Origin of the sequence: Brachybacterium squillarum M-6-3, assembly GCF_000225825.1 — a bacterium.
Classification (GTDB): domain Bacteria; phylum Actinomycetota; class Actinomycetes; order Actinomycetales; family Dermabacteraceae; genus Brachybacterium; species Brachybacterium squillarum.
In genome coordinates this window covers 699,587-721,504 of record NZ_AGBX01000001.1, presented here as the reverse complement: position 1 = coordinate 721,504, position 21,918 = coordinate 699,587, and the positions used below count along the sequence as shown (strand labels likewise).

13 protein-coding genes are annotated in these 21,918 nt (G+C 71.7%); 11 read left to right on the top strand and 2 right to left on the bottom strand.

Annotated features, from left to right (window positions below):
- The first annotated feature begins 31 nt into the window (after positions 1-31).
- From iolC to OM98_RS03150, 7 genes are all read left to right on the top strand, one after another.
- A complete protein-coding gene (gene iolC / locus OM98_RS03180; protein WP_010533126.1) occupies positions 32-1,081 on the top strand; it encodes a 5-dehydro-2-deoxygluconokinase in 1,050 nt (349 codons plus the stop codon).
- Positions 1,078-2,004 (top strand): Cgl0159 family (beta/alpha)8-fold protein, encoded by a 927-nt coding sequence (locus OM98_RS03175; RefSeq protein ID WP_010533125.1) that lies wholly within the window; start codon positions 1,078-1,080, stop codon positions 2,002-2,004. The genes iolC and OM98_RS03175 overlap by 4 nt, the downstream gene beginning before the upstream one ends.
- A 26-nt stretch (positions 2,005-2,030) precedes the next feature.
- A complete protein-coding gene (iolB, locus tag OM98_RS03170; protein WP_010533124.1) occupies positions 2,031-2,933 on the top strand; it encodes a 5-deoxy-glucuronate isomerase in 903 nt (300 codons plus the stop codon).
- Positions 2,934-2,977: 44 nt separating this feature from the next.
- Entirely contained in the window at positions 2,978-4,039 is a 1,062-nt protein-coding gene (locus OM98_RS03165) for a Gfo/Idh/MocA family protein (RefSeq protein ID WP_010533123.1), read from the top strand.
- A gap of 195 nt (positions 4,040-4,234) precedes the next feature.
- Complete coding sequence (locus OM98_RS03160) at positions 4,235-5,710, top strand: sugar porter family MFS transporter (protein WP_010533122.1); 1,476 nt, start codon at positions 4,235-4,237, stop codon at positions 5,708-5,710.
- A gap of 154 nt (positions 5,711-5,864) precedes the next feature.
- Positions 5,865-6,620 carry a GntR family transcriptional regulator gene (locus tag OM98_RS03155; protein ID WP_010533121.1) on the top strand — a complete coding sequence of 252 codons (756 nt, stop codon included), beginning with the start codon at positions 5,865-5,867 and terminating at the stop codon, positions 6,618-6,620.
- Complete coding sequence (locus OM98_RS03150; RefSeq protein ID WP_033194806.1) at positions 6,617-7,933, top strand: acyltransferase family protein; 1,317 nt, start codon at positions 6,617-6,619, stop codon at positions 7,931-7,933. Before OM98_RS03155 ends, OM98_RS03150 begins: the two co-directional genes overlap by 4 nt.
- A gap of 20 nt (positions 7,934-7,953) precedes the next feature.
- On the opposite strand, the gene OM98_RS03145 is transcribed toward OM98_RS03150, so the two are convergent.
- Positions 7,954-9,054, bottom strand: a complete 1,101-nt coding sequence (locus OM98_RS03145; RefSeq protein WP_010533119.1) for a DNA cytosine methyltransferase — start codon at positions 9,052-9,054, stop codon at positions 7,954-7,956.
- 133 nt (positions 9,055-9,187) lie between these two features.
- Between OM98_RS03145 and OM98_RS03140 the strand changes: the two genes are divergently transcribed.
- The 3 genes from OM98_RS03140 (at position 9,188) to OM98_RS03130 (ending at position 18,299) form a co-directional block, all read left to right on the top strand.
- Positions 9,188-9,571, top strand: coding sequence for a very short patch repair endonuclease (locus OM98_RS03140; protein ID WP_010533118.1), 384 nt, complete (start codon positions 9,188-9,190; stop codon positions 9,569-9,571).
- A 239-nt stretch (positions 9,572-9,810) separates the two neighbouring features.
- Complete coding sequence (locus OM98_RS03135; protein WP_139017555.1) at positions 9,811-12,807, top strand: hypothetical protein; 2,997 nt, start codon at positions 9,811-9,813, stop codon at positions 12,805-12,807.
- Positions 12,804-18,299 carry a DEAD/DEAH box helicase gene (locus OM98_RS03130; protein ID WP_010533116.1) on the top strand — a complete coding sequence of 1,832 codons (5,496 nt, stop codon included), beginning with the start codon at positions 12,804-12,806 and terminating at the stop codon, positions 18,297-18,299. Before OM98_RS03135 ends, OM98_RS03130 begins: the two co-directional genes overlap by 4 nt.
- A 28-nt stretch (positions 18,300-18,327) precedes the next feature.
- Here the strand turns inward: OM98_RS03130 and OM98_RS03125 are convergent, their stop codons facing one another.
- On the bottom strand, positions 18,328-18,873 hold the full coding sequence (locus OM98_RS03125; protein WP_010533115.1) for a hypothetical protein: 546 nt from the start codon (positions 18,871-18,873) through the stop codon (positions 18,328-18,330).
- Positions 18,874-19,003: 130 nt separating this feature from the next.
- Here OM98_RS03125 and OM98_RS03120 point away from each other — a divergent pair, with 130 nt between their 5' ends.
- Positions 19,004-21,913, top strand: coding sequence for a DEAD/DEAH box helicase (locus OM98_RS03120; RefSeq protein ID WP_010533114.1), 2,910 nt, complete (start codon positions 19,004-19,006; stop codon positions 21,911-21,913).
- Positions 21,914-21,918 lie beyond the last annotated feature (5 nt).

The following is a 21,918-nucleotide window of genomic DNA, read 5'->3' as shown; positions in this document are numbered from 1 at the left end:
GAGCTCGACGCAGGCAGACAGGGAGCCACCGATGGCAGCAGCCGATCCCCAGGGGACCGCCGCCCGACCGGGCACCGACATCATCACCATCGGCCGCAGCGGCGTGGACCTCTACCCGCTGCAGATCGCCACCGGCCTCGAGGACGTGCAGAGCTTCGGCAAGTTCCTCGGCGGCAGCCCCACCAACGTGGCCGTCGCCGCCGCCCGCCTCGGCCACCGTCCCGCCGTGGTCACCGGCGTGGGGGACGACCCCTTCGGCCGCTACGTCGTGCAGGAGATGGAGCGCCTGGGCGTCTCCGGGCGCTTCGCCGTCACCGATCCGGACCTGAACACCCCGATCACCCTGTGCGAGATCTTCCCGCCGGACGACTTCCCGCTGTACTTCTACCGCCGGCCCAGCGCCCCCGACCTGCAGATCACCCCCGAGGACCTCGACCTCGACGCGATCCGGGAGGTGCCGCTGTTCTGGTTCTCCGGCACCGGGCTGTCCGAGGAGCCCAGCCGCGCCGCCCACCACGCGGCGCTGCAGGCCCGCGGCCGCACCGTCCACACCGTCTTCGACCTCGACTACCGACCGATGTTCTGGTCCTCCATCGAGGAGGCCCGCGAGCAGTACCGCGAGGCCCTGCAGTACGCCACCGTCGCCGTCGGCAACAAGGAGGAGTGCGAGGTGGCGGTCGGGGAGACCGAGCCCGAGCGCGCCGCCGATGCCCTGCTGGAGGCCGGCGTGCAGATCGCCGTGGTCAAGCAGGGCCCCAAGGGCGTGCTCGGCAAGACCGCGGACGAGCGCGTGGTGGTGGCCCCGAACATGATCCAGGTGATCAACGGTCTCGGCGCGGGCGACAGCTTCGGCGGCTCCCTCTGCCACGGCCTGCTCACCGGTGCCGACCTCGAGACCACCCTGACCCGCTGCAACGCCGCCGGTGCCATCGTCACCAGCCGCCTGGAGTGCTCCACCGCGATGCCGACCTCCGAGGAGATCGACCTGCTGATCGACGGCGGCGACCCCAACCACGGCCAGACCGTCGAGCAGATGCTCGCCGCGCTGCGCGGCCGCGGCGCCGAAGGAGCCCCCGCATGAGCACCCTCGCCCCCACCCCCGCGGCGCAGCGCGACGCCTTCGCCACCTCCTACGAGGACGTCACCCGGATCCGCCTCGAGGACCCGGTCAGGATCGCCCGCCTCGCCGCCGCCCGCACCCGACGTCGCGTCACCGACTCCGGTGGCACGCTGATGGTCATCGCCGCCGACCACCCGGCCCGCGGCGCGATCGGCGTCGGCAAGAACCCCATCGCGATGGCCTCCCGCACCGAGATGCTGGACCGCATGCGCGAGGCCCTCGCCGTGCCCGGTGTGGACGGCGTGCTCGGCACCGCCGACGTGCTCGAGGACCTGCTGCTGCTCGGCGCCCTGGAGGACAAGGTCGTCTTCGCCTCCATGAACCGCGGCGGCCTGCAGGGCGGCTCCTGGGAGATCGAGGACCGCTTCACCGCCTACGACGCCGCCTCCATCAAGGCGGCCGGCTTCGACGGCGGCAAAACCCTCACCCGCATCGACCTGGCCGACGACCGCACCTCCTTCATCCTCGAGGCCACCGCCCGCGCCGTCGACGAGCTGGCCCGCGAGGAGCTCATCGCGATGGTCGAGCCCTTCTGGTCCTCCCGCCCCGGCGGGCCCGGCACGACGGTCGTCAACGACCTCTCCCCGGAGGCCGTCATCAAGTCCATCCACGTCGCCCAGGGCCTCGGCTCCACCAGCGCGTACACGTGGCTGAAGCTGCCCGCCGTGGACGACATGGAGCGGGTCATGGACGCCACCACCCTGCCCACCCTGATCCTCGGCGGCGACCCCGTCGACGACGACCCGGCCACCCTCCGCGCCACCTGGAAACGGGCCCTGGACCGCCCCAACGTGCGGGGCCTCGTCGTCGGCCGCACCCTGCTCTACCCCGCCGACGGGGACGTCACCGCCGCGGTGCGCGCCTCCGTCGACATGATCCGCTGACCGCTGCGGACCGGAAGGAGACCACGATGACCAGCGAGGACAGCCTCCACCTGCCCGGCGGCAGCACTGCCACCGGCGCCTACGAGACCGTCATCGAGCCCGGCGGGCGCCAGGACTGGGTGCACACCGGCCTGCGCGTCCTCGCGCTCGGCGCGGGCGAGTCCGAGACCGTCACCACCCACGGCATCGAGGTGATGGTGGTGCCCCTGAACGGCGCCTGCGACGTCACCGCCGACGGCACCGTGCACGAGCTGCGCGGCCGCGCCGACGTGTTCGCCGGCCCCACCGACGTGCTCTACGCCCCGCCGGAGACCAGCCTGCGCGTCCACACCGACGCCGGGGGCCGCTTCGCGATCGCCGCCGCGGCCGCCGAGCCCGGCCACCCCGTCGCCGTGATCCGCTCCCAGAACGTGCCCGTGGAGGTGCGCGGCGGCGGGCAGATGACCCGTCAGGTCCGCAACTTCGGCACCGTCGGCTCCTTCGACGCCTGCGACAGCCTGATCGCCTGCGAGGTCATCACCCCCGGCGGCAACTGGTCCAGCTACCCGGCGCACAAGCACGACGAGACCATCACCGAGTCCGAGCGGCCCGGCGCCCCCGAGTCGCAGCTCGAGGAGATCTACTACTACGAGATCCAGGACGCCCCCGGCGGCACCCCCGGATTCGGCTACCACCAGACCACCGCCAGCGGCCCCGAGCGCCCCATCGACGTGCTCACCGAGGTGCGTAGCGGCGACACCGTGCTCGTGCCCCACGGCTGGCACGGCCCCTGCGCCGCCGCCCCCGGTCACGACATGTACTACCTCAACGTGATGGCCGGGCCCGCCGCCGAGCGCTCCTGGAACATCACCGACCACCCCGAGCAGACCTGGGTGCGCGGCACCTGGGAGGCCGCCGGCCCCGACCCGCGGCTCGCCCCCGAGGCCTGATCCCGCGGCAGCGCACCCCCGTCCCGTCACGAAGGAGAGACGCGATGAGCAGCACCACCCCCGCCCCGGACCCCGCCGTCCCCGCCGATGTCCGCGTCGGCGTCATCGGCGTCGGCCAGATGGGAGCCGATCACGTCCGCCGCATCTCCGAGCGCATCAAGGGCGCCCGCGTCGCCGTGGTCACCGACTACTTCCGCGACAAGGCCCAGGAGATCGCGGGCGCCGTGCCCGGCTGCCGCGTGGTCGATTCCCCCGAAGAGCTGATCGGCGCCGAGGACGTCGACGCCGTGCTCATCGCCAGCCCCGGCCAGTTCCACCGCGACCAGGCCGTGGCCTGCATCGACGCCCGCAAGCCGGTGCTGTGCGAGAAGCCCCTGGCGATGAACCCCGAGGACGCCTACGAGGTGGTCCGCGCCGAGGCCGCCGCGGTCGCCGAGACCGGCACCCCCTACGTGTCCCTGGGCTTCATGCGCCGCTTCGACCGCGAGTACGCCGAGCTGCGCGACGCCATCGCGGCGGGGGAGCTGGGCCGCATCAGCTTGCTGAACCTCAAGCACCGCAACGCCCACACGCTGCCCGGTTTCGTGGACACGATGATGGTCTACGACTCCGCGGTGCACGAGGTCGACGCGATCTCCTACTTCCTGGACGAGCAGGTCACGGGCGTGCAGGTACTGCTGCCGGTGGCCGGGCCGCGCGCCGAGGAGGGCCAGCACGACCCGATGCTGATCCTGTTCCGCACCGCCTCCGGCGTGATCGTCACCGACGAGCTGTACGTGAACACCGCCGCCGGCTACGAGGTGCGCACCGAGGCCGTCGGCTCCGCCGGCATCGCCACCATCGGCCTCGAGCACGGCCGCGTCACCACCCACCTCGAGGGCGGCCGCTGGGGCGGGTCGATCCCCGCCGACTTCCGCCCCCGCTTCATCGACGCCTACGACGCCGAGGTGCAGGCCTGGATCGCCGCGATCCGCGAGGGCGCGAACGTCGCCGAGCGCTCCGCGACCGCCTGGGACGGCTACCTCGCCGCCGCCGTCTGCCAGGCCGGCGAGCAGGCCCTCAGCACCGAGGGCTTCGTACCCGTGAGCACGCAGCCGCGTCCCTGACCAGCACATTCCCGACCCTTCCGGCTGTCTGTCCCCCGCGGACCGGCTGACCGACCCCCTCGCCGCGAAGAGGACTACCCTGCGAGGTCGTCCCCCTCCCGGCGAGGAGATCCCTTCGCACCCGGCGCCACCCGACCCGGCATCGACCCGATGCCGGAGGTGCCCTGTGCGGCGCCTCCCGACAAGGAAGTCACCATGTCCCACGCACCCGTCCCACCCATCTCCTCGGGCAGCACGCAGCTGCCGCCGCTGACCCCCGGCCCCTACAGGAGCCGCCTCGGCTTCGTGGCGCTCATCGCCACCCTCGGCGGCCTGCTGTTCGGCTACGACACCAGCGTCATCAACGGCGCCGGCGGCTTCATGTCCGAGGACCTCGGGCTCACCGAGCTCGGCCTCGGCACCGCCGTCAGCGCCCTGCTGTTCGCCGCCGCCGTGGGCGCCCTCACCGGCGGACGCATCTCCGACATGATCGGCCGCAAGAAGACCATCGTGGTGATGGCGCTGATGTTCATCGTCGGCGTCGCCGTGGTGGTCGTGGCCCCGAGCCTGCCGTTCGTGGTCGCCGGCCGCATCATCCTCGGCCTCGCCGTCGGCTCCGCCTCCGTGGTGGTGCCGGTGTTCCTCGCCGAGCTGGCGCCCTTCGAGATCCGCGGCTCCCTGGCCGGGCGCAACGAGTTCATGATCGTCTTCGGCCAGCTGCTGGCGATCGTCATGAACGCGATCATCGGCAACATCTGGGGCGAGACCTTCCCCGGCGTCTGGCGCGTCATGTTCGCGCTCGCCGCGATCCCCGCGATCCTGCTGCTGATGGGGATGGCGAAGATGCCGGAGTCCCCGCGCTGGCTGATCGACAAGGGCCGCGAGGACGAGGCGTTGCGGGTGCTCTCCACGCTGCGTCCCGACGACCGTGCCGAGCCGGAGCTGGCCGACATCGTCCGCGCCCGCGACGCCGAGGCGCAGCGCACCCAGTGGAGCCTGGGCAAGATCTTCAGCAACAAGAACCTGGTCAAGATCGTGCTGATCGGCTGCGGGTTAGGCTTCTTCCAGCAGACCACCGGCATCAACTCGATCCAGTACTACGGCGAGCGGGTGCTGGAGGAGTCGGGCTTCGCCCGGGGCGGCGCGCTCATCGCGAACATCGCCCCGGCGACCATCTCCGTGATCGCGGCGATCATCGCCCTGCAGATGATGGACCGCGTCTCCCGTCGCAAGACCTTCCTGGCCGGCTACGGGCTGGTGACGATCTTCCACGTGCTGATCGGCACCGCGGCCGTGGCGCTGCCCGAGGGGACGCTCAAGCCCTTCGTGCTGCTGGTCCTCATCACCTGCTTCGTGGGCTCGATGCAGCTGTGCCTGAACGTCGCCACCTGGGTGACGCTCTCGGAGATCTTCCCGCAGAAGATGCGCGCCTTCGGCATGGGCATGTCGGTGTTCATCCTGTGGATGACCAACTCGTTCCTCAGCCTGTTCTTCCCCTCGATCATCGCGACCATCGGCCTGTCGAACTCGTTCTTCGCCTTCGCCGCCCTGAACGTGATCGCCTTCCTCTTCGTGCTGAAGTGGGTGCCCGAGACCAAGGGCCGCACCCTCGAGCAGCTCGAGGAGGAGGTCACCACCGGCGAGATCTACCTCGGTCGCGTGAAGCAGGGCCTCGCCGACTCGCAGCGCTGAGCCGGTGCGGGGAGCCGGCTCGGTGACCTGCCGTGCTGACCTGAGGAAGTGACCTGAGGCGGGACCCTCCCGCCCGCGACGACGGCCCGGGGCCGGGCACCTGCCCGCCCCGGGCCGTATATTTGTCCTGACCAATGCTGGGAAGGAGGAGACGATGAGCGTCTCCCGCGACGTCGCCGCCCCCCTCGAGATCACCGTCGACCGGTCCTCCGCCACGCCGCTGTACCTCCAGCTCGCCGGGGCGATCGAGGAGGCCGTGCGGTCCGGCGTGCTGCCCCCCGGCAGTCGCCTGGAGAACGAGCTGGCCCTCGCGCAGCGTCTCGGGCTCTCCCGGCCCACCGTCCGCCAGGGCATCCAGGAGCTCGTGGACAAGGGGATGCTGGTGCGCAAGCGCGGCGTCGGCACCCAGGTGGTGCAGGCGCCCGTGCACCGCCAGGTGGCTCTGACCTCGCTGTACGACGACCTCCGCACCGCCGGGAAGGCGCCCCGCACGGAGATCGTCGAGTACCGCATCGGGCGGCCGGGCCCCGAGGCCGTCGACCGCCTGCAGCTCGGCCCCGGCGAGCAGGTGCTGGACCTGCTGCGCGTGCGCTACGCCGACGGGGAGCCCCTCGCGGTGATGCGCAACATGGTGCCCGAGCGCATCGCCCCCTCCCGCGAGGCCCTCGCCGCCACCGGCCTGTACGCCTCCCTGCGGGAACGCGGTATCGCGACGGTGCTGGCCCAGGAGCGGATCGGCGCCACCGTCGCCGACGAGGAGCACGCCGAGCTGCTGGGGGAGGAGCTCGGTGCGGCCCTGCTGACCATGGAGCGCACGGCCTTCGCCAACGACGGCTCCGTGGTCGAGGTCGGGCGGCACGTGTATCGCGCTTCCCGCTACTCCTTCGAGGTCACCCTCGTGGACTCATGAGCGGCGGGCGGGTGTCGGAGCGGGCCGCACGGCTCGACGCCGCCACCCCGGCCACCCGCAACCGGGTGGTCGACGCCCTGCGGGCCGCCGCCATCGCCGTCGTGGTCCTCGGGCACTGGACCATCATCGCCGTCGACGCCGACGGCGGGATCCAGCCCCACGGCGTGCTCGACCGTGCCGCCTGGACCCACCCGCTGACCTGGCTGTTCCAGGTGATGCCCGTGTTCTTCCTGGTCGGCGGCTACTCCAACGGGCTCTCCTGGCGCTCCGCCCGCCGCAAGGGCACCGGCTACGGCGCCTGGCTGCGGGCACGGCTGCGGCGCCTCGGCGTCCCCCTGGTGCCGCTGCTGCTGACCTGGCTGGTGATCGGCGTGGCAGTCGTCGCCGCCGGCGGGGATCGGGAAGCGGCCCGGCTGGCCTCGCAGATGGCGCTGATCCCCACCTGGTTCCTCGCCGCCTACCTGCTCGTGATCCTGGTGGCGCCTCCCTGCCTGTGGCTGTGGGAGCGGTTCGGCTGGGCCTCCGTGGCGGGCGGAGTGCTGCTGGCCGCCGTCGTGGACGCGGTGAGCATCGGTCTGGGCTCGCCGGTGCTCGGCTACCCCAACTACCTGCTGGTCTGGGCGGCCTTCCACCAGGTCGGCTACGCCTGGCTCGACGGCCGACTGGTCCGACCGCGGCAACGGATGCTGCTCGCGGCGATCGGACTCGTGGGCCTGCTGCTGCTGGTCGGCCTCGGCCCGTACCCGGTCTCGATGATCTCCGCCGGGACCGACGCCATCTCCAACTCGAGCCCCACCCGGGTGACCATGGCCTTCCTCGGCATGCTGCAGGCCGGCGCGGTGCTGAGCCTGCAGCGGCCGCTGGCGGCCTGGCTGTCGCGGCCGCGGGTGTGGCTGGTGACGGTCGCGATGAACCGGCGGATCATGACCTGGTTCCTGTGGCACCTGACCGTGATGGTGGGCCTCGCGCACCTGTTGCTCGGCCTGGACGCCCGGGTGCTGCTGCCCGAGCCGCTGAGCGGTACCTGGTGGCTGACCCGCCCGCTGTGGGTGCTGGTCCTGCTGGTGCTGACCGGCCTGGTGGTGCTGGTCATGGGCCGTTTCGAGGATCCGCGACCCGACGACCGCCCGGCCCCGGCGCCCTGGCGGCCGGTCGCCGCCGCGCTGTGCGTGATCGCCGGGCTCGCGGTGATGGCCTCGGCGGGCGTGGTCGGCCCGGGCGGGGCGCTGTGGTGGTGGCCGCTACTTCCGGTGGTGGGGCTGGCGGGGTTCGGGGTGCTGCGGCTGCCGGGGGCGAGGCGGGGCCAGGGATGAGACGTGTGCCGGCCTCAGGATCAGTTCGTCGTGAGGAGAGGCGCCAGGTGCGCGCCGAGCGCCCGTCCGAGGGGGATGGGGACGGCATTGCCGATCTGTTTGACGATCTGCGTGATGGGACCGACGAAGCGGTAGTCGTCCGGGAACCCCTGGATGCGTGCCCCCTCGTGCGGCGAGATGGAACGGTCCTGGACGGGGTGCAGGTAGCGGCCCTTCTCCGGCTTGGTGAACTCGGTCCGGATCGTGACCGAGGGCTGGTTCCACCGGAGACGCCCCATGACGTCCCCACTGCCCGAGGGGTGGTGTCTCCAGGCCTCGCACAGCAGGTCGTCGGGGAGGTCGAAGCGGTTCCCGCCGAACGGGATCGCCGCGAAACGGCGCCGCGAGAGGTCGGAGTAGGTGCGCGTCACGTGCAGCTCGTCCGACCGGTACGGTCCCGGCGTGGTGGTCCCGTCCGGGAGCCCGTGGAGACGGCCCCCGATGATCTCCTCCGGGACCGGGAGGTCACGGATCACGTCGGCCAGCGTCGTCCACGCGGTCCGGTCGGTCTCGGGCGCGGGAATGCCCGGGTCGGTCAGGTCCCGGTGATGCCCCACCACGATGATGCGCTTGCGGACCTGTGCCGTCCCGTACTCCGCAGCGTTCACGGTGTGCGCGGAGATCGCGTAGTCCGCGAGGTCCCCACCGGGCTCCGTCATCGATTCGAAGAGGGGGAACTGGGCCGACCGGTGGAACTGGGGCACGTTCTCCAGGACGAAGTATCGCGGTCCTGCCCGGCGGACGGCCTCCGCGTAATGGCGCCACAGGGAATTGCGTTCGTCATCGGCACGACGGGCCCCGAGTGCGGAGAAGCCCTGACAGGGCGGGCCACCGATCACGATGTCCGCGGACGGGACCTCCTCCGTGGAGAGCCATTCCTGGATCGACCCCACGTGGACATCGGCCCCGTGGTTCAGCGCGTAGCCGGCGGCGGCGCGCGGCTCCGACTCGACGGCCGCCACCGTCCGGTAGCGGGGGTCGCCCTCGCGGAAGCCCTGGCTGAGCCCACCGACCCCGGCGAACAGGTCGAGGACCTGGATCGGCTGGTTCCCGGAGTCCGAGGAAGGGGGCGTTGTGGTCACGACCCCCGATCCTAGCCGGCGCCCGCCCGGGTTCCGTGCATCCTCCACGGTTCCCGACACACCCCCCGCGCCGACACCACCGGGAGGGCCCGTCGACGGGCCGGAGCCGGTCGCGACCTCGGTCTCCGCGAGGATGGCGCGGCAGCGGCGTCGCGACACCGCGCCGGAGACCGCCCTCCGACGGTCCCTCCACAGCCGCGGCTTCCGGTTCCGGGTGGACCACCCCCTGCCGGGCCTGCCGCGGCGGCGTGCGGACATCGTCTTCACGAGGGTGCGCCTCGCGGTGTTCGTCGACGGATGCTTCTGGCACGCGTGTCCCGAGCACGGCACCGCGCCTCGGACCCGTCATGCGTGGTGGGCGGAGAAGCTCGGGCGCAATGTGGCGAGAGATCGCGACACCGACGCCCGACTGCACGCCACCGGGTGGACGGTCCTGCGTTTCTGGGAGCACGACGATGTCGCGGAATGCGCCGAGATCATTGCGGAGACATATCGGGCACTGTCGGAAAGCGGTTGATTCAATCGTGATCTCCGGATCCGAACTCCACCCTCGTCCGTCGGTGGTGGCAGTCACAATGGTGTGAGTGGTGCCGCATCGTGCCACACAGGTCGGATGGAGGAGTGACGGTGGGTCGACGGGGACGGGGAACGCTGACGCCCCTGGAGACGTATCGGAAGTGGAACGAGCAACTGAACCAGTACTTCCTCCGGGAGGAGAACTCTGGGCGGCCGCTCTACCTGGACCCGGTTCCGGACATGTACGCACATCTCGAGGAGAGGTTCGGGCTCGATCGCGGGACCGGGCGCGACCGTCTCCTGGACGTGGTGCGCGGAGCCCTCGAGCCGCCGGAGTTCCGGAGCAATCTCTTCGTCCATCTGGAGACGGACCTGCTGCGCTGGCGGAAGGACGCGGGGGAGAGGCGCGGGGCGACCGAGCTGGCCGAGATGGCTTTCCCCCCTCCGGTGATCGCGCTCCTGACGGCCACGGTCATCGCGGCACAGGAGATGGACGAGTCCGCGACCGGGGCCAAGTACGTGTCCTCCACGAACTACTACGAGCACCTGCTCCCCGTCCTGCGGCTCGGGTCCGGGGACAAGCAGAAGCTCCGCCGGGACTTCACGGTGACGGAGACCTTCTGGGAGTCCTTCTCTTGGTGGTTGGACGAGATGGACGGGCGCTACGGGCTCCCGTCGGCCCGGGCCACGTCGGGACAGCGGTACGTGGGACTGCCGGTCTCCCAGGCCCTGGTGCGTGCCGCCGACCGCCGGGCCCTGCGACGCATGTTCCACCAGTTCGGGTTCGCCCCGCGCTCCTCGGTCTCCCCGTCCGAGATGGGCGAGGTCGTCGCCGAATGGGTCCACTCCCCCGGGAGCGGCGCCTCCAAGGAGCTCTCCGGGAAGTGGTCGGCGGCCGAGGCGCGACGGCGGATCGTCGACGTCGCCATCTCCGAGCTCGAAGGCTGGGACGGTAGCGTCGAGAGCGTCGAGCGGGAGGCCCCGGGGACGCCACGCGGACTCCACAGGGAACGCGTCATGCTCGGGATCCTGGTCCGGGGGCGGGCGGACGACCAGGAGATCGCCGATCTGGGGTTCATGGTGCGGCGCGATCCGGATCCCGGGACGTGGTCCCTGCGCCACAGCGGGGGGCAGGAGCCCGTCCATCCCCGTCCGGTGTCGACCTCGACGTCCTTCGTGGCCGGTTACGAACTGGGTGTCCGCCCGTCGGAGCTCCTGGACAAGGAGATCGCGCTGACGCACGAGGACGGACGGGAACTGGTCCGGTCCCCCCGTCGGATCGTGGTCCTCGTCGAGGACGAGGCCGCCGGGACCTTCGTCGAGGTGCGGCGCGCCGTGTCCGGGGCGAGACATCGGATCCTCGTCAGTCCGGAGACCCCCGACGAGCTCGTGGACCGTCTCCGGGACCTCCTCCGGCGGACCGCCTTCTCCGGGCGGCGGGACGTCGAGGTGCACGGCCTGCCCGCCGACTGGCTCGTGGTCGACGGGTTCGTCCCCGGGAGTGTGCCGGAGGGGTACCAGGTGGAGGACGAGCTCAGCCCCCTGGTGGCGTCCGTCAGCACGCAGTTCCACGTCCGCGGCGGGATCCGGATACCCGGACGCGTACGACGGTGGCACTCCGACGCCGTCCCGGAAGTGGTCGTGACCCTCGGCGCGGAGAGCGGCACCTACGATCTCCGTCTGACCGAGCTGAGGACGGGGGGCGCACCCGTCACGCTGCGTGCCGGCATCACCACACCGGAGGTCATCGCCCTCCCGGACGGGGTGGGCGACGGGGACTACCGGATCGAGCTGCGTGCCTCCGCGGGAGGGGACCTGATGCAGTCCGAGACGCTTCGCCTCCGCTCCGGTCGGACCCGCAGTGTCGAAGGATGGCGCCTCCGGCCGAGCCTCGGGCACGACGAGGAGCCCCTCGATGCGACCGCGGCCCGGACCCTCCCGGAAGCGGCGCTCGTACGGGGGGCGCTCGTGGACGGTGAGGGACGGTCTCGGCCCGTGTCCGGGCCCCCGCCCGCGGTCGACTGGGCGTCCCGTCATGTGCGCCGCAGCACGGAGACGAGGACCCTGCTCCTCCCGGATCCTTCGACCCGGTCCTGTCTCGTGAGCGGGCACCACCGATTCCACTTCCCCACCTTCCTCGACGGTCAGAAGCGGCCGACATGGCAGACGGGCGTGTGCACGGAATGCGGCGCGGTGCGACGCTCCCCGACCAGCCACTGGATGGCCTTGAAGCCCGAGGAACGGGCGGCGAGGCTCCGGGCCAAGGGACGCGCCGTGCCGGCGTCGGCGGCGGAGGACACGGTGGACGTCGCGACCCTCCCGGTCGTGGACCTGCCGGAGATCGAGGCGGACGACATCCCGCCCGTGGTCGTCGAGGACGCCATCGCGCACCTCCACAGCGGGGACGTGGCCATGCTGCTGGCCTTGAGCTCCCAGGCCCCGGACCTCACGGAGGACCACCCGCAGCTGCTCCGGGACCTCTCCGCGCTGGGGACGGTCGAGACGTCGCGCGACGCGTTCTTCCGTCGGGATCGGTGGGAGGCCCGGGAGGCCTCGGTCAGTGTCCTGGCCGACGGGCGACCGGCGTTGACCGGGGCATGGGACCTGGAGAGCCTCGATGGGGCCGAGGCGGCCGCCGAGGAGCTCGGTGGGTCCGTCCGTCTCGCGGCCACCGGGATGCACCTCAGCGTCGTGGACGGGGTCGGGGCCGAGGCGTTCCTGGCCCACGATGCCCTGGCGGGAGTGACGGACGCGGGGCGGTCGTACGCCCGCCTGGCCGACGTCCTGCCGGACCTCTCCGAGGTCGCGCGGGACCTCCCTCGGCGTGACGTCACGATGGTGGACGGGCCGTGGCAGATGTACCGGGTCGACGAACTCGCCTGGATCGATGTCGCCGGGTGGGAGGCCCCCGGCCTGTACCGACGGCACCGCGGGTACCGGCGCGAGTACTGGTACCGCGGCGCCACGGACATCGGGGAACGCACCGCCGCCCCGGCCGACGTGGACCTCGGAAAGCACCTCGCGGCCCTCGGCGTCCGGACTCCGCTCCTCGGGTACGAGCCGCGGAGCCGGACGCTCACCGTGCCCCTCGGTGCGCGGCTCCCCGAGCTCTACGAGCGCACCGCGGTGCTCTGTGCCGGTTGCGTCCCCACCCCTGACCGGAGCGCCTTCTCCCTGACCTACCACGGTGTCCCCGAGGACATCGCCGCCACCCTCCACGCAAGGATCACGTCATGACCACGACGCCGTTCGAGCTGCAGGAGTCCCTCCGGGACGCCTACCTCTCCTACTACGAGACCGCTTTCCGTCTTCGTGACCCGGGCATCGCCGCAGCGCGTCGGGAGCTCGTCCTGGACGCGGACAACACCTTCGCCGAACAGCTGCTCGAGCCGGTGCTCCGCTACCCGGCGGAGGTCCCGGTCGAGCACGTGGCCGAGGCGCTCGGGACCCCACCCGACACGATGATGACCGTCGCCCGTGCGCTGTTCCCGCACCTGGACACCGGAGCGGACGTCCTGTTCCGCGACCACCAGGCCGAATCCCTCGAGCACTCGCTCTCAGGCAGCACGGACCGCCCTCATGTGGTGGTCACCTCGGGAACGGGCAGTGGCAAGACGGAGGCTTTCCTGCTCCCCGTGCTCACTCGTCTGCTGGAAGAGGCCCGCGGCTGGCCCACCCCGGGCCCTGTGGACCGGTGGTGGGCAGCGGACAAGATCACCTCGGTGGGTGTCAGGAAGCACGAGCGGCGCACGGCCGCCCTCCGTTCGCTGATCCTCTACCCGACCAACGCCCTGGTGGAGGACCAGCTCGTGCGGCTCCGACGGGCCGTGCGCCGGCTCGAGGCCGCGGACCCTCGCGCGCGCATCTGGTTCGGTCGTTACACCGGGGCGACCCCCGGCAGTTCAGCCACCGTGTCCGCGGACCGCCTCGCCCAGGACGCCGAGAAGATCCGCGAGCTGGAGAAGGAGTACGACCTGGTCGCCGCGGAGCGGCAGGGCGAGGAGCTCGACCTCTTCAGCGATCCGCGCCGCAACGAAATGGTGCACCGTCAGGACTTCCTCGCCGCGCCCCCGGACCTGCTCATCTCCAACTACGCCATGCTCAACGTCATGCTCATGCGGGAGCACGAGGAGGAGATGTTCGAGCGTACCGCCACCTGGCTGCGCGAGGAGCCCGGCGCCGTCTTCACCCTGGTGGTCGACGAGCTCCACACCTTCCGGGGGACGGCCGGCACGGAGGTCGCCCTTCTGCTTCGGCGGTTCCTCGACCGGATCGGGCTGCGCCCCGACTCCCCGCAGCTCCGCATCATCGCCGCCTCGGCGTCCCTGGAGGCCGATGAGTCCGGCAGGGCCTACCTGGAGGAGTTCTTCGGCGCGCCGCGAGAGTCCTTCCACGTGACGGCGGGTCGGGCCGAGGCCGTCCCCCCGCTCGAGCCCCTCCGCACCGCCGAGGACTGGCGACCGGAGCACGCCCCACGGCTCGCGGAGCAGGTCGCCGCTGCCTGCCGCAGCGACGTGGAGGACCCGACCTCCACGTCCTTCCGCGCCACCCGAGTGGGGGAGGTGGCCCGCCGCCTGTTCCGGGACGAAGACGATTCCGCTGTCCGGACGGGCGCGCTCTCCCGGGTCCTGTCGACGATCGCGACCGCCGGGGACGAGAAGACCCTGCCCCTCCGTGCGCACGTCTTCGCCCGCGCGCAGGCCGGTCTGTGGGCCTGTATCGACCCGTCCTGTCCGGAGGCGCCGGCCCAGGACGACCCCCGGATCGGCGCCCTCCACGCCGCCCCGGCCGCGGCCTGCGAACACTGCGGGGCACGGGTCCTCGAGCTGCTGTACTGCACGGAGTGCGGGGACGTGAGCTTGGGCGGGTACGTGCACCGGGACGCCTCGACCCCAGGGGTCGAGTACCTGTCCGCGACCCCCTTCGAACTCGAGAACGCGACCTCGCAGATGGTCAACATGCGCACCCGGCGGGACTACCGGTGGGTGTGGCTCCGCGGATCGACGGACCGGCCCGCGACGAAACCCGAGTGGACAGCCGGGAAGGTGAAGCACATGGTGGGCGCCGGGCTGCTCCATTCCTCCGGACGCCTCGACACCAGGGTCGCCGAGCGGGAGGGCAACGCCTTCCTCGTCGACATCGACGCCCGGAAGGCCCCGGACAGCTTCCCGGCGCTCCCGGACCGGTGCCTCGCCTGCGCCCAGCAGCTCGTCGCCCGGCAGCGCGACTACCGGGCGGGCGGTCGGGTGCACTCGCCGATCCGTGCCCACCGCACCGCCCCGGGGCAGCTCGTCCAGGTGTACGCGCGCCGGCTCCCCCGGGTGATGGGCGACGAGCCTGCCGACTACCGGACCATCATCTTCACGGACAACCGGGACACCGCCGCCCGCACCGCTGCCGGCCTCGACCACCGCCAGTACGTGGACTTCCTGGCGCACGCCCTGGCTCGCCAGTTGATCGACGGCACCACGGTCGAGCAGCAGCTCGACATCATCCGGAGGGGCCTGGACCGGAGGACGGCGAGGTCACTGACCCCCGACGAACAGGCCGTGCTCGACCATCTGGACGCGTCACTGGGCAACTGGGACGTGGACCATGCTGCCGAGATCGACTCGGGCGAGCTCTCACCGGAGTTCCGGGACGCGTTGGAGAAGGCCGGGACGCGTACTTGGGACCAGATCGTCTCCGCGGTCCGGGACGCCGCCGTGGCCGCGGGGATCAGCCCGGCCGGTGTCGCGGAATCGGCGAAGCAGTACCCCTCGGAGGTCCGAGGGAGGGTGCATCGCTGGTACCGCGCCTTCCCGTCGCCCACCCCCGGGGCGTGGTCCCAGGATTTCGGGTTCAATGCCCGGGAGTTCGCCCGCAAGGCCGACGAGGACCTGGCGGGCGAGTTGGTCGACCTGATCTTCGACGGGACGCGGCGGGACAGTGAGTCCAGTGGCATCGGCTTCCTGCGGCCGGTCGACGACCTGGATCCCCTCCCGGGCCTGGACGAGGTGACCACGCAGGAAGTCGTCGCCTCCGTCCTCCGCATCCTGGGCCTCCGTGGCTTCCGCGAGAAGGGCAGGAACGCCTCGATGGACGGCGCGGCCCCGGCACCGGTCCGCGACTACCTGGGCCGGGTCGCCGAGCGCCATGGCCTCGAGGAAGCGGAGACCCTCGCACACGGCGTCGAGCAAGCGCTCGTGCTCACGTACCTCGACGAGGGATGGCGGATCCTGCCGCGGATGGCGCAGCGGCCGCTGACGGTCTCGGCGGGTACCGGGACGATGTACCAGTGCAGCGTCTGCACCTTCCGTCACCTGCACCCCTCCGCCGGGGTGTGCGCGAACACCGGGTGCAGTGGCGGCGTCCTGGAGCCGATCGAGGAAGCTGATGCTGGCCGGAGCTACTACCGGGAGCTCGCCGAACAGGAGCCCCGACGGATCTCCACCGCGGAACTCACCGCGCAGACCCGCCCGGCCGAGGTCCAACGGCGTCGTCAACGTCTCTTCCAGGGCATCACCCTCGAGGCCCTGGGTGAGTCCGATCTCGCGGACCCACTGGACGTCCTGAGTGTGACGACGACGATGGAGGCCGGTGTCGACATCGGCAGCCTGAACAGCGTGGTGATGGCCAACATGCCGCCCCAGCGGTTCAACTATCAGCAGCGGGTGGGCCGTGCCGGTCGATCTGGACAGCACTTCTCCTACGCGATCACCGTGTGCCGGGACTCCGAGCACGACCAGTACTATTACCGCCACGCGGATCGCATCACCGGGGACCCCGCCCCGCAGCCCTACCTGATGTCCGGACGGCGCCAGGTCTCCGAACGGGTCCTGGCCTCCGCCGTCCTGAAGGACTGCTTCCTGACGTGTCCGGAGGTCAAGTGGACCGCGGCGAGCGGCCACGGCACTTTCGGCACCGTGCAGCAGTGGTTCAACGGCACCACCCGGGAGCACCTGGCGTCCTGGCTTGCTCGGAACGTCGATCACGTGGAGCGACTCGGGCAATCCCTCCTCGTCGGCACCGTCCTGTCCGACGCCGAACGCTCCGCAGCCGTCCGGGAGGTGCTCGACCACCTCGTGGAGCGCATCGACCAGGCCGTCCGGGACGACGTCGGCAGCGCCGAGGAGGCCGATCCGACCGCCCTGGAGGGTCAACTCTCCGAGGTGGCCGCCCGAGGTGCCGTCCTCCCCATGCACGGTTTCCCCACCCTGGTGCGGAACCTCTACCACTCCGTGCCGCGGCGGGGTAAGAACCAGACCGTCTCCGAGGCCGTCCAGGACGCCACGGTGGCCGACCGGGACCTCGCCCAGGCCCTGTCGTCCTACGCACCGGGCGCTCAAGTGGTCCGCGACGGCGTGGTGTACACCGTGGAAGGGCTCGCGGACTTCGCGCCCGGGTACGCGCGGAAGGGTACCGGGGAGGCCGGGAACTTCCTGCACCGGGATCCCGTGGGACCTGTGAAATGGCTCAGCACCTGCCGCTCCTGCAGCTTCGCGGACGTCGGATCCGGCTCGGGCGGTGACGTCGCCCCCGCGGACCTCGTCCAGGGGGCCTGCCCCCTGTGCGGGGAGGAACTCGGCATCGTGCGGATGGTCGAGCCCCGCGGATTCTGGGCCTCCAGGGAGCATGCAGAGGACTACCGCGGGGAGTCCACCGCGCTCACGGGTCGGTCCCAGCCCACCTTCGCGCCGACCGGCGAGGCCCGATCGACGACGGACCTCCGAAGTCTGCACGCAGAGCGGTTCCCTCAGAGCCGGATCGTCCAGTTCAACGCGAACCGTGGTTCGCTCTACGACCTGCGCGAGTGGAGCCGGAAGCTCTATGCAGTCAACGACGACCTCTTCGAGTTCCCGCCGGAGGGGCGGAACGGGAAGCGGTTCGGGGACGTCGCCCTCGGCTTCACCCGCGTGACCGACGCCGTCACCTTCGGTCTCCGGGACCCGGCTGTGCCCGGCGGAGTGGTCCCTGCGGACGCGGCCGTCCTCCCGGCGGGCATGAGCGCGTACCTCTCGTTCGCGGAGATCCTCCGACGCTCGGCGAAGGTCAGCCTCGACGTGGACCCCCAGGAGCTCCAGAGCGGCTTGTACCCGTTCCGGGACCCCGACACGGGAGCCGAGTCGCTGCGCGTCTATCTGGCGGACGCCGCGGCCAATGGCGCCGGGTACGCGGAGGAGTTCGGCCGCGAGGCGAACCTGGAGAAGCTCCTGGGGGCCACCCGCGACGACCTCACCCGGGAGTACACGGAGCGTCGTCACCGCCGGCGCTGCACCGCCCTGTGCCCGGACTGCCTACAGGGATGGGATAACCAGCGTCTCCACGGCGCCCTGAACTGGCGGCTCGCCCTGGACATGCTCGATCTCGCCGCCGGCGCGCAGCTCGACCCGGAGCGTTGGTTCACACAGGTCGACGACCTGAAGCGGGTCCTGGACGACTACCTGGGCGCGAACTCCCGGGGCAGTGCGCTGGAACGCCGTGGTGACCTCGGCATCCCCGTCATCCGCAACGGCGACCGGGCCCTCGTGGTCTCCCACCCCTTGTGGCCGCGGGCCGCAGGGGGCCGCGGCGCCGCGGCGTCCAGTCCGGCGGCCGCCGTGGCCGCCGAGGTCGCCGCGGAGGGCGTGGGGGTGACGGTCACCGACCCGGTGGAGATCCGTCGCACCCCGGTGTCCGTCCTGCAGGGGGTCCAGCCGGTCGTGCCGGCCCCCGATCCGGAGGCCCGGAAGCGCCGCAAGAGCCTCTGACCGGCCGGCCGCCGTGACCCGTGCTCGCTCAGGCGCGGGTCATGGCGGTCGCCAGGTGCGGGTGGTCCGCGACGATCACCTCGAGGTCGGCCCGGGTGAGTTTGGTGAGGTACTTCGTCATCGGCTTCAGGCCGGTGCGAGGGAACTGCCACGGGGAATGGCGGGGCATCGGCGCGACAGCCTCGGCGAGGGCCTCCGACGACGCCCGGAATTCCTCCTCACGTCGCTTGAGGTCGGTCAGCAGCACCGGACGGTCCAGCATCGTCCGGCGTGTCAGGGGGACCTCGACGCACGTACTCCCTTCCCAGAGGTCGGTGCTCGGCCGGAGCCGCCCGATCACCCGGGACACCGCATGGATCCCGCTGCGCCGGGTACCGCCGTCCGGGTGTCGTTCCGAGTACCAGCGCAGCACCAGGTCCCCGACCTCCACCCCGTGCATCGTGGCGTACCGGGGGTCGTCCGGCGCGATGAGGCGGTCGCCGTACTCGTCTGTCCGGAGCTGCTCGACCCAGTACCGCTCGGAGCGGTCTCCGGACCACCAGAAGGACGGAACGGGGGCGGGGTGGGCAGCCATCCCGCGATCCTAGGGCCTCTCGGGTCCGATCGCCGCGCTGACCTCGTGCAACACATCCCGGAGATAGCTACATGGCCCATGCGGTCTGACATACAGTGCAGCGAGAGGTCGGACGACGGAGAGGTGACCGGTGCAGGTCGGGACGCGACAGGACCAGCAGGACGCGATCACCCCGGGATCCCTGGTCCGGGTGCGGGACGAGACCTGGCTCGTCACCTCGGTGGAGGACAGCCCCGACGGTCTCCTGTACGGCGTGCGCGGGGTGGGCGGCTTCGTAGAGGGCACGACTGCCTCCTTCTACGCGAGCCTGGACCGGGTCGACCCGGTCGCCCCGGAGGACACCCTGGTCGTCGCGGACACTTCCCCGCACTCCCGGCGCTCACGTCTCTGGCTCGAGGCGATGCTGCGTCGCACCCCCGTCCCGGTCGACGAACCCGGCCTCACGGTCTCCTCCCGCATGCTCGCTGACGACCTGCCCTACCAGCGGGAGGCCGTCGAGCGGACCCTGGACCCGGAGCGGGTACGCCCGCGGATCCTCATCGCGGACGCGGTGGGACTCGGCAAGACGCTCGAGATCGGCATGATCCTCGCGGAGCTGATCCGGCGCGGCCGCGGCCGCAGGATCCTCGTGGTCGTGCCGCGCCACGTGCTCGAGCAGATGCAGCACGAGCTGTGGACCCGCTTCGCCATCCCCTTCGTCCGCCTGGACTCCGAGGGCGTGCAGCAGGTGAAGCAGAAGCTGCCCGCCTCGCGGAACCCCTTCACCTTCTACGAGAAGGTGATCGTCTCCATGGACACCCTGAAGCAGGACCGCTTCGCCCACGACCTGCGGGACCACCGGTGGGATGCCGTGGTGATCGACGAGTCCCACAACGTCACCAACCAGGCGACGCAGAACAACCAGTTGGCCAGGCTCCTGTCCCCGAACACGGACGCCCTGATCCTGGCCTCGGCCACCCCGCACAACGGCAGCAACGCCTCCTTCGCCCAATTGATCGGCCTGCTGGAGCCGACGGCCGTCTCCCCGTCCCGGGAGATCGCCGAGGGCGCCACGAAGCGTCTGATGATCCGCCGGCACCGGTACTCGGACTCCGTGAAGGACGTGGTGGGGGAGAACTGGGCGGAGCGGAGGGACCCGGACCTGGTGCCGGTGGACCCGTCCCCGGAGGAGGTCGCCGTCGCCCGGGAGATCTCCGCGGTGTGGACGCATCCGGCCATCGGCCGGTCCCCGGTCGCCGGCCGCGGGGCGCAGCTGTTCCCGTGGACCCTGGCCAAGGCGTTCCTGTCCTCCCCGGTGGCCCTGCAGGAGACCCTCAACAACCGCAGCCGGGAACTGCGGGCCGTTGCAGGGGTGGAGACCTTGGAGGCCATCCCGCCGACCAGCGCCTCCGCCGCGGAGGCGGCCGCACTGGACCGACTGATGCGGCTCAATGAGGCGTGCCTCCCGGTGAAGGGCGGTCCGAGGTCCGGGAAGTACCGGCTCCTGGTGACGCTCCTGCAGGACAAGGGCATCGCGAAGAACTCCCCCGAGCGGGTGGTCGTGTTCGCCGAGCGGGTGGCGACCCTCCGCTGGCTGCGCACCCACCTCACGCAGGACCTGGGCCTCCGCGCGGACCAGGTCGCGATGCTTCACGGCGGGCTCACGGACGTCGAGCAGCAGCGCGTCGTGGAGTCCTTCAAGCAGTCCGCCTCCCCGATCCGGGTGCTGGTGACGGGGGACATCGCCTCGGAGGGCGTGAACCTCCACGCGCAGTGCCACGAACTGGTGCACTACGACGTGCCCTGGTCGCTGATCCGTATCGAGCAGCGCAACGGCCGCATCGACCGCTACGGGCAGCGGACACCCCCGCAGATCACCGCCCTCCTGCTCGACCTCAGCGCGATCGACGGTTTCGACGGGGACGTCCACGTGCTGCGCCGCCTCCTGCAACGGGAGACGGAGGCCCACGAGCAGTTGGGGGACGCGGCCTCCCTGATGCAGAAGTACGACGCCCGCGCGGAGCAGAGCGCCCTGATCGACGTGCTCCGCGGCGTGAAGGACTTCGACGAGGTGGCGCCCGCGCCGCAGGACCTCGATCCCGAGGACGACTTCCTGGCCGTGCTGCTCGCGATGGACCCCGTGACCCCCCGGCGCGGTGCGGGCCACCGCGCCGGGGTGGCCCGCACCCACACCACGGGGCTGTTCCGGGACGACGCCGAGTTCCTGCTCGACGGTCTCACCGAACTGCACACCGAGCCCGGCCGCAGCCCCTCCCGGGGCGGCGTGGACCTGCAGGTGGACCCGGGCACAGGCCTGATCCGCTTCACCCCGCCCCCGGACCTCGCGCGCCGTCTGGAGCACCTGCCCCAGAGCTACCTGGCGGACCGCCGGGTGCGGAGCAGCCTGCGGCTCACGGCCTCCCACGAGGTCGCCGCCCGCAGTCTCCGCTCCGCGCTGGACGACGACTCCGGGACCAACTGGCCCGAGGTCCACTTCCTGGGACCCCTGCACCCGGTGCTGGACTGGGTGGGGGACCGGGTGCTCGCCGGCCTGGACCGCGGCGCCGTGTTCGCGGTCCACGGCGACGTGGACCGTCCGTGGGTGATCCTGCAGGGCACGCTCACCACCGCGAAGGGGCAGATCGTCTCCGCGAGCGTGCTGGGGATCGCCGAGGACGGCGACACGCTGCGCGCCCTGCCGCACACCTCCCCCGCGGACCTGTTCCGGGAGATCGGCCTCGGGCCGGACTCGATCGGCAGCACCGTCGCGGATCCGGAGCGGTACCGGCCCCTGCTGCGCGCCGCGGTGCCGGTGGCCCGCGCGCACCTGGCGGAGCAGGTGGAGCCCCCCGTCCGCGCCGCCGCGACCCGCCGGGTGGAGGCCTGGCGGGCGGAGCAGGACCGCTGGGAGACGGAGGCCGCCGGTGCCCGCCACCAGGGGTCCCTGTTCGCCGCGACCCGCGCGGCCGTACGACAGGAGCGGCGCATCGTCCGTGACCTGCTGCCCGAGAAGACCTTCGTCCGGCCGCTGCTGGTGGTCGTCCCCCGTCCCGAGGCCTGAGGAGG

What these genes read in the sequence shown, in the direction of transcription:
- iolC (WP_010533126.1), top strand. Translation starts at nt 32, where the DNA reads ATGGCAGCAGCCGATCCCCAGGGGACCGCCGCCCGACCGGGCACCGAC.
- OM98_RS03175 (WP_010533125.1), top strand. Translation starts at nt 1,078, where the DNA reads ATGAGCACCCTCGCCCCCACCCCCGCGGCGCAGCGCGACGCCTTCGCC.
- iolB (WP_010533124.1), top strand. Translation starts at nt 2,031, where the DNA reads ATGACCAGCGAGGACAGCCTCCACCTGCCCGGCGGCAGCACTGCCACC.
- OM98_RS03165 (WP_010533123.1), top strand. Translation starts at nt 2,978, where the DNA reads ATGAGCAGCACCACCCCCGCCCCGGACCCCGCCGTCCCCGCCGATGTC.
- OM98_RS03160 (WP_010533122.1), top strand. Translation starts at nt 4,235, where the DNA reads ATGTCCCACGCACCCGTCCCACCCATCTCCTCGGGCAGCACGCAGCTG.
- OM98_RS03155 (WP_010533121.1), top strand. Translation starts at nt 5,865, where the DNA reads ATGAGCGTCTCCCGCGACGTCGCCGCCCCCCTCGAGATCACCGTCGAC.
- OM98_RS03150 (WP_033194806.1), top strand. Translation starts at nt 6,617, where the DNA reads ATGAGCGGCGGGCGGGTGTCGGAGCGGGCCGCACGGCTCGACGCCGCC.
- OM98_RS03140 (WP_010533118.1), top strand. Translation starts at nt 9,188, where the DNA reads ATGGCGCGGCAGCGGCGTCGCGACACCGCGCCGGAGACCGCCCTCCGA.
- OM98_RS03135 (WP_139017555.1), top strand. Translation starts at nt 9,811, where the DNA reads ATGTACGCACATCTCGAGGAGAGGTTCGGGCTCGATCGCGGGACCGGG.
- OM98_RS03130 (WP_010533116.1), top strand. Translation starts at nt 12,804, where the DNA reads ATGACCACGACGCCGTTCGAGCTGCAGGAGTCCCTCCGGGACGCCTAC.
- OM98_RS03125 (WP_010533115.1), bottom strand. Translation starts at nt 18,873, where the DNA reads ATGGCTGCCCACCCCGCCCCCGTTCCGTCCTTCTGGTGGTCCGGAGAC.